General features: G+C 42.6%; 8 protein-coding genes. 1 reads left to right on the top strand and 7 read right to left on the bottom strand.

What is annotated here, in order from left to right:
- Positions 1–11 precede the first annotated feature (11 nt).
- From JMX93_RS04975 to JMX93_RS04950, 6 genes are all read right to left on the bottom strand, one after another.
- A complete protein-coding gene (locus JMX93_RS04975; protein ID WP_499204044.1) occupies positions 12–1,805 on the bottom strand; it encodes an acyl-CoA dehydrogenase C-terminal domain-containing protein in 1,794 nt (597 codons plus the stop codon).
- A gap of 394 nt (positions 1,806–2,199) precedes the next feature.
- A complete protein-coding gene (locus tag JMX93_RS04970; protein ID WP_499204043.1) occupies positions 2,200–3,912 on the bottom strand; it encodes a putative bifunctional diguanylate cyclase/phosphodiesterase in 1,713 nt (570 codons plus the stop codon).
- A gap of 62 nt (positions 3,913–3,974) precedes the next feature.
- Positions 3,975–4,862, bottom strand: coding sequence for a 16S rRNA (uracil(1498)-N(3))-methyltransferase (locus tag JMX93_RS04965; protein WP_499204042.1), 888 nt, complete (start codon positions 4,860–4,862; stop codon positions 3,975–3,977).
- 272 nt (positions 4,863–5,134) lie between these two features.
- Positions 5,135–5,983 (bottom strand): methylenetetrahydrofolate reductase, encoded by an 849-nt coding sequence (locus JMX93_RS04960; RefSeq protein ID WP_499204041.1) that lies wholly within the window; start codon positions 5,981–5,983, stop codon positions 5,135–5,137.
- A 13-nt stretch (positions 5,984–5,996) separates the two neighbouring features.
- Complete coding sequence (ahcY, locus tag JMX93_RS04955) at positions 5,997–7,421, bottom strand: adenosylhomocysteinase (protein ID WP_443214581.1); 1,425 nt, start codon at positions 7,419–7,421, stop codon at positions 5,997–5,999.
- 352 nt (positions 7,422–7,773) lie between these two features.
- The gene (locus JMX93_RS04950) at positions 7,774–9,747 is read right to left on the bottom strand and encodes a TonB-dependent receptor plug domain-containing protein (protein ID WP_499204040.1); all 1,974 of its coding nucleotides are present in this window, start codon (positions 9,745–9,747) and stop codon (positions 7,774–7,776) included.
- A 422-nt stretch (positions 9,748–10,169) separates the two neighbouring features.
- On the opposite strand from JMX93_RS04950, the gene JMX93_RS04945 reads away from it, so the two are divergent.
- Positions 10,170–12,164: a mechanosensitive ion channel family protein gene (locus tag JMX93_RS04945; protein WP_443558924.1), complete on the top strand. Its 1,995-nt coding sequence runs from the start codon at positions 10,170–10,172 to the stop codon at positions 12,162–12,164.
- Positions 12,165–12,320: 156 nt separating this feature from the next.
- Here JMX93_RS04945 and JMX93_RS04940 read toward each other — a convergent pair whose 3' ends face one another.
- Complete coding sequence (locus tag JMX93_RS04940; protein ID WP_499204039.1) at positions 12,321–12,953, bottom strand: DNA-3-methyladenine glycosylase family protein; 633 nt, start codon at positions 12,951–12,953, stop codon at positions 12,321–12,323.
- Positions 12,954–13,079: the final 126 nt, after the last annotated feature.

The raw sequence follows: 13,079 nt of genomic DNA, 5'->3' as shown, positions 1-13,079 counted from the left end.
TCAACGTCTAATTAAAAAGCGAACTGATCAACGTCCATGCTCATGTATGGCTCAACACCAGTGCTGATACGCTGTACGTGAGTGGTGGTACGTGGCAATAGCTTAGCAAAATAGAACTGCGCGGTTTTTACTTTCGCGTCGTAGAAGGCTTGTTCGCTACTACCGTTAGCAAGTTCAGTTTGTGCCACTAACGCCATGCGTGCCCATAAGTAGGCTAGCGTCACATAACCGCTGAAATACATATAATCCACAGCAGCGCCGCCAACTGCATCTGGGTTTTCAGTGGCTTGCATGCCGATACGTGCAGTCAAATCACCCCATTCTTTAAGGTGTTTGGCAAGTGGGCGAATAAATTGACCCATCTCGTCATTTTCTTTGTTTTCTTCACAGAATGTCTGGATGATTTTTACAAAGTTTGCAAGCAGTTTACCTTGTGAACCCAATACTTTACGACCTAGTAGATCGAGTGCTTGAATTTCAGTGGTGCCTTCGTATAAGCAAGCAATACGCGTATCGCGCACGTTCTGCTCCATGCCCCATTCGCTGATAAAGCCATGACCACCATAAACCTGTACGCCATGATTTGCTGCTTCTAGACCCGTTTCAGTTAGGAAGGCTTTAGCAATTGGGGTCAATAGTGACAACATTTGATCAGCAAACTTAAGATCATCGCCTTCACCTTTTGCAACGGTATCCGCAAAATGTGCGAGGTAATAAACTAAAGCACGACCACCTTCAGCAAAGGCTTTTTCGGTCAACAGCATATTACGAACGGCTGGATGTACAATGATAGGGTCAGCTACTTTTTCAGGGGCTTTAACACCTGAAAGCGAGCGCATCGCTAGACGATCTTTGGCATAAGTTAATGAGCCTTGGAACGCATATTCTGCTGCTGTTAAGCCTTGAACTGCCGTACCGATACGGGCCACGTTCATAAAGGTAAACATGCACTGTAGACCACGGTTTTCAGGGCCAATTAGATAACCGGTTGCGCTATCAAAGTTCATCACGCAAGTGGCTGAGGCTTTGATACCCATTTTGTGTTCAATAGAGCCACAAACGACGTTATTGTTTTCACCTAGGCTACCATCTTCGTTGACCGTTACCTTAGGAACGATAAACAGTGAGATGCCTTTTGTGCCAGCAGGTGCGCCTGGCAGACGAGCCAAGACGATATGAATAATGTTATCCGTTAAGTCATGCTCGCCAGCTGAGATGAAGATTTTTTGACCAGTAATGCTATAGCTACCATCTTCTTTAGGCTCGGCTTTGGTGCGGATGATGCCCAAATCAGAACCCGCATGTGCTTCAGTTAAGCACATAGTGCCTGACCATTCGCCCGTGACCATTTTTTCTAGGTAGGTTTGCTTTTGCTCGTCCGTACCGTGATGCTCGATGGTTTGAATGGCACCATGCGATAAACCAGGGTACATCGAGAATGACCAGTTAGCCGTACCAACCATTTCATTAATGACTGTCGATAATGAGAACGGCATGTTTTGACCGCCAAAATCTTCTTCAGCAGATAAGGCTGGGAAGCCAAGCTCACAATACGCTTTGTATGCTTCTTTAAAGCCTTTTGGCGTGGTGACTTGACCATTATTAAATTGGCAGCCTTCAGCGTCACCGCTTTGATTCAAGGGTGACAGCTCGTTTTCAGCAAAGCTTGCAGCCATTTCAAACAGGCTGTCCATTAGCTCGCGGTCAGCTTCTTGGAATGCTGGCAGGGTTTTATAGTGGCTTTCGCTATCAAGTAACTCATGCATCACGAATTGAATGTCACGTAAGGGCGCTTTGTATTGCATAACTTCCTGTCCTTTTTAGTATGCAATCAATGGTAGTCGAAGAAGTAGGCAAGTGGGGCACGATGGTGTCGCATACCGATATCGCCTACTTTAATTTAGCGAACCTAAATCAATGATAGGCCGTCAAGCAGATCATCTACATTATTGATTACATAAATATGATATTTAAAAAATGGTGAGTGTTAGAGTCGGCTTAAAAATTTATAAGACCTAACAAATTCACTATAAAAGATAGGCTTTCATAGAGGATTATACAAGTTTGGTGACAGCACTGATAAGTCATGAACCTATCTTGCATCGGTTATACAATCGACGTTAGGCGCTAAGATAATGTACGAATAACTATATGAAAGTAATAATGATACTAGATAAACAAACATCCATTAAAAGGGGTTTATTTGGCGGCGTACTGCTGAATCAACATGTCGGTCGCAGCATCTGCTGGCACTGGTTTGCCAAACCAATAGCCTTGCCCCTGTTGGCAGCCCATCTTCAACAACACATCGCGCTGTTGTTCAGTTTCGATTCCTTCGGCGACCACCTGCATATCGAGTGCAACTGCCAAGTCTAAAATAGCTTTTACAATGGCATGTTGGGTACGATCGGTGTCGATGTTGGATATAAAACTTTTGTCAATTTTAATAAAATCAAACGGATATTCTTGTAAGTAACTTAAAGACGCATAACCGGTGCCAAAGTCATCTAAAGCCAGACAAATTCCCAGCTCTTTGAGCAAATTAAGCTGTTTTTTGACGTTTGCATGACGCTGAATTAAGGATGATTCGGTGACTTCAATATGTAGCTGCTGCGCAGAAATACGGTATTCCACCAGTAAACTGCTGACCATCTCAGAAAATTCAGGGTGGCTAAATTCGGCTGCATCTGCATTGATACAGATGTGCTGACAAAATCCTTGCTGTTGCCAAGTAGATAACTGCTTAGCAATTTGAACCGCCATGTGCGAGAACAGTTCAAACGACAGTTTATGATTGATAATGGCATTGATAAAATGTATCGGCTTTAGTAGTCCGCGAGTCGGGTGTTGCCAACGTACTAGGGCTTCAAAACCAATAATGATGCCAGTAGCCAGTTCAAATTTCGGTTGATAATAAGGAACAAACTGATTTTCAGTGGCGGCAGCTCTAAGTTCCGCCTCTAACTGCAAGCTACCAGCAGTGGCTTCATCAATAGCCGTATCATACCAGCAGATGTCATCACCGCCTTGCTGCTTAACATAATGCAGCGCTTTTTCAGCCTTGGTCAATAATCCTGTCAGTTCGTCATCATTAGTGGGAAAATAACTGACACCGACGGAAACATGACAATAAATCTTGGCGTCTGTTGCAGTGTTCTCATCTAAGGAGAAGGGGCGTTCACACATTTGCATTAAGCTGTCTAGTTGATGACGTACCATATTAGCGTCATTAGATTCGAATAATAATGCAAAATCATCGCCGCCAAAATGGGAAAAGCAATGTAAATTATCGAGCTTAAGGTTCTTCACGCGTGTGACAAAGTTTTTTACCAAAGTGTTGATGCCATCAGGGCCTAGCAAGCTTGCTAGGTTACGATAACGGTCAATATTGAAGCGTACAATCACGACTTCCTGATAGCTGTCCAACAATAAATCGCTGGTCTGACTCAAGAACACTTTACGGTTTGGTAGCCCAGTCAATTGATCATAATTGAGCAAATGAGCCACCTGTTTTTGGTCTTTGACGACCGCAGACATATCACGCACCATACCAACATAGTAGGTCTTATGATTGGCACAAATTTTGCGATAAGTCATGTGACAGTCAAGTATTTGTCCATAGCGGTTCGGCATCGAAAAGTCATTTTCATAAAAACCATTGCGGTCTAGACGGTTAGTGATATCTGCTAAAATAACCCTTTCTTCATTTGATAAAAACTCTGCTGCATAAATGCCAAGTGGCCTTCCAAGTAGAAATGCATCGCTGTAGCCAATGATGATCTCATAGCTGGCATTGACTGATAGATAGCGTAAATTGGCATCCAAGATAAATATGGCATCATCAAGCTGCTCGCATAAATCGGCCAGCAGTTGCTGTTTGTCTGCGATTGAAATAGGAGCGAAAGCAGTCATAATTGGACTCATTACGTCAAAATTGAACAGTAATTAGGATTACACCTATGGCATTTTTACTCTTAATGGCTCAAAGCCTGTAGGGTTGCCAACGCCACCACGGGTGCAGTCTCGGTGCGTAAGATTCTTGAGCCAATTTGCCAAGGTTCAAAACCAACATTGGCTGCTTGCTGACATTCATCAACGCTCAGACCACCTTCAGGGCCTATTAACAGCTCAATATAAGGAGACTGCTGTTTCAAGACCTCTGGTAGCGACTTAGGTATGGCTGGTTGTCCTGCCGCTGGCACGCTCAGTTGCATCCGCAAATCTGCTGGTTGCTGTAATATTTGATAATAAGGGTCTTGGCTAAGGGTTGTGACAATAGGACTAACAGTAGGAGGGCTAACGTCCATTTGTGAATCTAAAGAGTGGGTCGCTGACCCTTGTAACCAGTCATTGATAGACACAGGCGCAATAATAAGCGGTGGACGATTCAGACCGCATTGCTCACACGCGGCAATGGCAACTTGCTGCCAATGTGCCAGTTTTTTCTCTACTTGGGCAGGTTTTAAATTCACCTCGCCATGATGACTGCTTAATAATTGAATGGCAGTGACACCCAGTTCGGTGGATTTCTGAATCGCATAGTCCATGCGTTCGCCGCGGCTCATCACCAGACCGACTTTAGTGAACATAGACGCGCTACGATCCGTATTGATATGAGCCAATAAAGTCACAGTGGCGTGCTTTTTGCTGATGGTTTGTAGCTGCACCTGATATTCGCCGCCAAAGCCATCGAATAAAATGCCTTGATCGCCAATATTAGCACGCAATACACGGCACCAATGATGGGCGATGCTTTCTGTTAATTCAACGTTGGCGCCGATAGGCAAAGTACTCAATTGAGGATGGAGTAAGCCTCTTTCATCACTAATGTTATTACTGGTGTCATAAAAAAAACGTCGCACAGTCGCTTAGTCCTATTGTTTAAATAATAATATTTTCAAATATCTTAGCAGAATATCGTTTGAGTGGGTAAAGGGTTTGTCATTAGGTTATTAAAGATAACGACTTTATAGTGGCTTTAAGCCCTATTCATGGATATTCAACATACGCTACATAACTTGATGGTTTAAATTTTCCTAATATAGCAAAAACTTGTTTTAGTAAATAGGAGGCGCAATAAAAAACTGGCGCTCCTAAGAACGCCAGTCTTTACACCATAAATTCGACGAAAGGTTTAAGCGGAGAGTCCTAGTGCTTCAACCAAGCGCTTGTTTGGCTCAATTTTATTCATGCTATAGAAATGCATGGCAGGTACACCCTCGCTAATCAAGCGCTCGCACAAACGATAGACCACATCAAAACCAAATTCGCGAATCGCTTTGCGGTCATCGCCAAAGTCAGCCAATCGCTTACGCACATAACGCGGAATATCAGCGCCACAGCTATCGGCAAAGCGTACCAAATTACTTGAGTTGGTAATCGGCATGATACCAGCGATCAAAGGCTGCTCAACCGTATCGATGCCACGCTTCTCTAAGGTATCACGCAAATATAAGTAACTATCAGCGTTATAGAAAAACTGGGTAATCGACGCATTGGCACCCGCTTGGTATTTATTGATCAAATTGTCAATATCAAACTCAAAGCTACGCGCTTGGGGATGCATCTCAGGGTAGGCAGCTACTTCGATATGGAAGTGGTCACCTGAATGCTCACGGATAAACTTAACCAAGTCTAACGCAAACGGCAGCTCGCCCATACCGACTTGACCTGACGGTAAATCACCACGCAGAGCGACTAAGCGCTTGATGCCCAAATTCTTATACAGATCGAGCAATTCAGCGATTTCTGCTTTGTCATCACCGATACAAGATATATGCGGCGCAATGTCAGTGTCGCCGCGTGCGCATAGTGCTTGGACGATATCTAAAGTGCGGTTGCGGGTTGAGCCACCCGCACCGTAGGTCACCGAAAAGTACGCAGGTGATAGCTTATTCAGCTCATCGTAAGTGCTGAGTAGCTTTTCATGACCTAGCTCGGTTTTGGCTGGAAAAAACTCGAAGGAGAAAGCAGGCTTAGTCACAGTCTGGCTCCTTTTAGTATTTATAAGCGTCAGGCTTAAATGGACCTTCGACAGGCACACCCAAATACTCTGCTTGTTTTTCAGTTAGCTTCGTTAGAGTACCATTAAAGCCTGCAACCATCGCCGCAGCGACTTCTTCGTCTAATTTCTTAGGCAATACTTTTACGTATAAATTGTCAGTACGTGCGTCGGCTGGCAAGTCAGCAAACTTTTCTTCGAACAGATACATTTGTGCCAATACTTGGTTAGCAAATGAGCCGTCCATCACGCGTGATGGGTGACCAGTGGCGTTACCAAGGTTCACTAAGCGACCTTCAGCAAGCAAAATCAAGTAATCGTTTTCATCGTCCGAGCGGAAGATTTGATGCACTTGTGGCTTAATCTCAACCCAGCGCCAGTTATCACGCATAAACTGTGTGTCGATCTCGGTGTCAAAGTGACCGATGTTACAAACAACCGCACCAGGCTTAAGGGCTGCTAGCATATGTCTGTCACAAACATGGTAGTTACCAGTGGTGGTAACGATCATGTCAGTATCTTCAAGCAAACGGGTATTGATGTTTTCTGCGCCGCCAGTGTTATCACCATTAATGTAAGGTGACAATACTTCGAAGCCATCCATACATGCTTGCATCGCACAAATAGGGTCAACTTCTGAAACACGTACAATCATACCTTCTTGACGTAAGCTCTGCGTAGAGCCTTTACCAACGTCACCATAACCGATCACTAAGGCGCGGCGACCAGCAAGGAACATGTCGGTAGCGCGTTTGATAGCGTCATTCAAGCTATGACGGCAGCCGTATTTATTGTCGTTCTTAGATTTGGTAACTGCGTCGTTGACGTTGATAGCGGGTACTTTAAGCGACCCTTTATTTAGCATCTCAACCAAACGATGCACACCAGTGGTGGTTTCTTCTGAGATACCATGGATGCTATCAAGCATTTCTGCATAATCATTATGAATCAAAGCAGTCAAATCACCGCCGTCATCTAAGATTAAGTTAGCATCCCAAAGCTGACCTGATGCTTCGCCACCAACGTGGATTTGTTGACGTAAGCACCACTCGTACTCTTCTTCCGTTTCGCCTTTCCAAGCATAAACAGAGATACCGGCAGCAGCAATAGCCGCAGCAGCATGATCTTGAGTTGAGAAAATATTACATGAGGTCCAGCGTACTTCAGCACCAAGCGCGACTAGTGTCTCGATAAGTACGGCAGTCTGAATGGTCATGTGGATACAGCCAGCGATTTTCGCGCCTTTAAGCGGCTGATCGGCTTCGTAGCGGCTACGCAAACCCATTAGGGCAGGCATTTCGGCTTCAGCAAGGGTGATTTCACGGCGACCGTAGTCAGCAAGACTGATGTCGGCGACTTTATAGTCAGTGAAAGAGGGGTCGATCGTATGGGCAGATGGGGTGTTAGACACTGCGTCCATAATATGCTCCTATCAGTGGTTAAGGTATGATAAAAAGAATAAAAACGCAGGTGCCGTTATTTGCGCTGTCAATAATCAGTGAAATAATTATTAACAGTTACCGAGCCTAACATAAGGGCTGAATAGTGGAGTTTTGAATACATAATCCATGATTCATACTTATGGCGCAACACCTCTCGGAGGTCGTTATTGTAATAGATGAGTCATGAATTGTCACCTGTTGGATAACATAAATAGCTGACGGCTTAGGTTCATAAGGTGTTGGACGGAAAGATATAGACATAAAAAAGGCCATCGATGGATGACCTTTTTTATTTTGAGTTCAGAGAGTTTGAATAGTGCTAAGAGACACTTAGTACCAGTTATAGGTCAGGGATGTGAAGAAGTTGGTGCCATCGGTGTTATAGCCAGGTAAAGTCACATATTTCTTATTGGTAATATTGTTTAAACGTGCCGTCATAGATAGGTTGTCAGTCAGTTTATAGTTGCCACTAATATTCAATAAGCCGTAAGAATCAACCAATTGGGAATCTGTATTGGCGACACCACTATAATAATCGCCTACGTATTGATACTCAGCGCGGATATCTACGCTTGGTAAGCGATAGCCCAAATACACTAGACCTTTATGTTCGGGACGGATAGAAAGATAATTACCATTGTAGTTAATAGGATTGCCAAAGTAATCGACTTTACCAGTGTAATCACTATTATCCGTTGCTTTTTGATAGTCATAGCTTAAACCAAAGAGATAGTTATCCATGTTCCAGTCAGAGGTTAGGGTAACGCCCTTAATTTTTGCTTTATCAACATTGATGTTTTTGCCGTAAGGGTATTCAACAGTATTGATACCATCGCTAGCAATCAGTTCTTCAACCTTGTTGTTATATCCAGTAAGACGAGTAGATTGAGTTTGGTTAATATACTCGATAAAAGCCTCATAGTTATCACTAGTCTCTGGCTTTAAGTTTGGATTACTACCCCAGCTGGCTGGACCATATAAGTCATTAAAAGTAGGCGCTCGATATCCTTTAGCGTAGTTAGCACCTACACGAAATTCTGGGTTAAGGTGGTAGGCTGCACCTAAGTTGTAAGTAGTTTTGCTGTCAAAGTCCGAGTAATCATCGTATCGTACATTTGCTTGAGCATCGATATTATTATGTGATACTAAATAACCTAAAAATCCGCTTTTAATTTTACGGTCGTTGGTAGTATATACATTTGATTCTAGCTCTTGATTTAAGTATTCAGCTCCTATAATGGCTTTACCAATCGGTAGGTCTTGAGCTCTTACTAAGTTTATCTGTTGCTGATTAGTATCGTATTTGCTGCCATTTTTTGAATCAGTCTCATAGGTTATTGATTCATCAATGCTATAACCGTAAGTTAATTTAGTATTGCTATTGTCGTTAGTGTGTTCGAGATAGGCACTAGCAGCACCATTATTTTGATCGGAGAAAGCATGTTTTAGAGCAGGGGCGCTAGTATTGTAATCATCATAAGCGTCAATATCAGTAGTTGATTTTGAATAAATACCATTGACTCCTAACTTCAAATTATCATTAATTTTTTGGTTAAATGATATGCTGTAATTATCGCTTTTAAATCCATCGTCATCTGTTTGAGCAGGCAGGTTACGTGGTAGTGTCGCATTATAGCCGTCCGTTTCGTTATGACTCGCTGATAAGCTTAAGGTTGTACCTGTTTGGTTTGCAAATTGTGCACTGGCACCATACAGATATTCGTCATGTGACCCTGCACCAACCGTCACTGAAAAATTGGTTCTGTCAACGTTCGTGCCTTTCGTAAATACTTGAATCACGCCGCCCATAGCATCAGCGCCATAGATGCTTGATCCAGATGCGCCGTATAGAATTTCTATACGATCAATTTGATCAGCAGGTAACAAGCTAAGAGTTGCACCACCTGTACTCAGGGAGCTGTAACGGACTCCATCAATGAGTACCAATATTTGTTTGTTATTATATCCGCGCATATAAAAGTTTGAAGTAGTACCAGGACCACCATTTGTGTAATAGCTTATTCCAGGTTGATGCTTAAGTACTTCGAGGGCACTTTGACCCTGATAGCGTTGTAACTCTTGACTATCAACCACACGAGTTTGTGCAATAACATTACTGGTTTTAGTGGGGGTACGGGTTGCTGTTACGATGATTTCATCAAGCTCAACTTGTGGTAGCTCGCTATCGTTGATGATAGCAACGTCAGGTGTCACTGCCATTGCAGTGTTAACCGCAAGTAAACCCAATGCGCTTAAGATACTCAAACGAAGGTAGGTACGTGAAGATGAACGTGATAAAGACATAGTAAATTCCAAAGTAATCATATTAAAAAATGCATAAATAAAAAGTAACCATACTGACGTTAATATGGCTAAAAATTACAAAAAACAGTAGACAAGCAAAACTGCGCTCATTATCTACAAAATAAACAGCTTTATAAACCACTTTAACCTAATGTTTATTCACGGTAAGCTGAGTAGTTTTCATGATATATTGCGGCTTATTCATTTAACGATTATCACTCTCATTCATAGTAGAAATTCATAAGGAATTCGTTAAAGGTTATAAAAAAATTAAAAGTCATAAAGAAAGGCGAGAGGAGATAACTCACATAGAAGACCATAAAAACGTGTAATCAAAAGCACTGCTGTTATAAATAATTGCTATTATAGTGAAGCGCTCATTTGTTCTTCGTTGTACCACTCATAATGCTAAGAGGTTTGTTTTGTCTATTAAGTATCGCCTGATTCCTATGATTCCTAGCCCCGAGTTGTCTTCAATACACTCAACGATCAAAATGCCACTAATGGCAATCTTGTTTTTGTTTGTGATGCTCTTGAGTGTTTTATTGCCCAATAATGCGTTTGCTGTTGAAGCTAGCACACTGGGGATGGGCGGCAGTACTAGTGAGGAATCGGCGAGTACGCCTATACCAGATTCATTCGGACGCGATACACCGCGGCATACTGTACAGGGCTTCATTAGTGCGCTAGGCGAAAATGATTATCTGCTGGCGAGTAATTATTTAAACTTATCAAAGTCTGACAATCCTACGACAATAGTCCGTCAATTTAAGCAAGCACTGGATGCGGGAGGGCGTTTTCAGCCTGATTTGCAGATTAATAATACGCCTGAGGGCAATCTAACCGATCAACTACCACCAAGCCAAGAAAACGTCGGTGCGATTAATGTAGGCGAAAAAAGTGTGCCACTGATACTTGAAAGAGTGGTGTCTAAGCAGGGAGAGCAGTACTGGCAGTTTTCTACGGATACGCTCAGCTCAGTACCAGAAGTCATAGAAAATACTGAACCAACGCTAGTGTCTCGCTATACCTTTGATTCATTAGAAGGTAAAAAGCTGTTTGGTTATCAAATGGCAGATTTGGTTGCAGCGTTAACCATGATTATCGGCAGCTTTGTGTTCACTTACATTCTGGTGTGGCTGTTGTACCATCTATTGAGAATCGTCTATCCTCGCGTGCGCGGTGTACCATTGCCATTACCCAATAAAGTCGTATTACCGCTGGCTGTGGTCATTATGGCGCTGATATTGTCAGAAGTGATGGTATATGCGGGCGTGTCAGTGACGCTGCGAGAACCGGTCAATCGCTTTACTGATATTGCTTCTTGGTTGGCATTAACTTGGTTGCTGCTACGAGTCATCGATGCTATATTCACTCGTGCGGTAAATTTAAGTTATAAGAAAAACTATACTGAACGGGTCTCTATCTTGGGGCTGCTACGCAAAGTCGTCAAAGCGTTGCTGCTGATTTTTGCTGTGATTGTTATCTTCGGTAATTTGGGTTTTGATTTGACCACGGGTATTGCCGCTTTGGGTGTGGGTGGTTTGGCATTAGCACTGGGTGCGCAAAAAACCATCGAAAACCTTGTTGGTAGTGTCGTGGTCGTGGCGGATTCGCCCGTACGTATTGGTGATTATTGTAAGTTTGGCACTTATGAAGGCACAGTCATTGATATTGGTATTCGCTCATCGCGTGTGCGCACCTTGACGCGCACGGTCGTGACTGTACCAAATGGTGATTTTTCATCGATGCAGATTGAAAACTTTACGTCCCGCGATATGTTTCGCTTCTTCCATCAGTTATATATTAAACGCACTGCTGATATTGATGTGGTCTTTAAGATGGTCAAAGACTTGGATGAGTTTATAGATGAGCATTATTTGACCAACCAAGAATGGAATCAGGTCAATATTTTAGAGCTACGTCAAGACTGCTATATCATTCAATTACAGGCTTATGTTAACGCTAATGGCGTGACTGAGTTCTATGATAAACAGAACGTTTTATTTGTTGATTTATTGAACCAAGTGGCGAAATATGATGTCGAGCATGCCTTGCCAACCCAGCAGCTTATCGTGAATCAAACTGAGCTTGAACATCATATAGAAAACGAAATTGAAGATAAAAATAAGGAAAATAACGTCGCTGAAACGACAGAAGATCTGTCAAATGATGGCTATGCTGATGACGATGTTAGCGACAATACGGATAACAATAACGATGATAAGCATGCCGTGGACTTGAGTAAAGATAGCGTCAAGACAGATGAAAAAGGCAGTCAGCGAACCTCTAAATCAGTAGAGAGTAAAAAAGACAATGCGTTAAAGGCATTGAGAAATAAAAGCCGTATGTTAAAGAAAATCAAGTTCAAGTACGCAAAAAGAAAATCTGGCTTTTCTATATGGAACCAGCCGTAAAATTATGGTTTAAAAAATGTATAAGATAAGCACTTGAGGTAAGTATCAAGCGTTTATCTTATACCATTCACAAAAATTAGAGCAGCCAAGAAAACAAATACTAAATTCTAGACTAAGCGAGTTTGATAAGATGAATCATCACTTGGGTATTTGGCATTATAAAGGGACAGCAGTTTGATTACGTAATAAGCCGTAGTATGACCATAGCAACAAACTGGCAGCGCTGCGATGTGGTGACCAATCTTGTGTTAGGTTCTTTAACTGTTTCGGCGTTGGGCGTTCTGTTAAGTCTAATAACGCCATCGCCGCTACTTTAATCGCTAGATCATCGACCGCAAGCACATCTGCACGTTTTAGAGAGAATAATAAATACATCTCAGCCGTCCAGCGGCCAATACCGATAACGGCCGTCAGCACTTTTAGCACCTCTTCATCAGGCATGGTTTCTAACGCAGCAAAGTCTATATCATGATCGACTAATGAGCGAATATAGCGGGTTTTTTGCTTAGATAACCCTTGCGCTCGTAAGTCCTCATCTGTTGCTTTAATTATTGCCTGTGGGTTCGTTAAGTCTGCATCAAGCAATCGTTGCCAAATACTGCTTGCCGCTGCTACTGATAGCTGTTGACCGACCATTGCTCGCATCAACTGCTCAAACCCACCAACATTATGCCGTAAACTGGGCATACCAATTTGTTCATAGATAGACAAAAATCTTGGCTCGATAACAATCAGAGCCTTGATGTGTTCATCTAGTTGCTGTGTGTTTTCAATGGTTTGTATGCTCATAAATGTCTGATCCTAATTTATGCAAATACCGCTATCGCTAGATGTTAAATGTGAGGTAAATAATGATTTTAAAAACCAGCATAACAAAAAGGACTGCAAACAAGCAGTCCTTTTGATTTCCACTAC

Source organism: Psychrobacter muriicola 2pS, from assembly GCF_904846535.1.
GTDB lineage: Bacteria > Pseudomonadota > Gammaproteobacteria > Pseudomonadales > Moraxellaceae > Psychrobacter > Psychrobacter aquimaris.
This window is presented reverse-complemented; position numbering and strand designations above follow the sequence as displayed.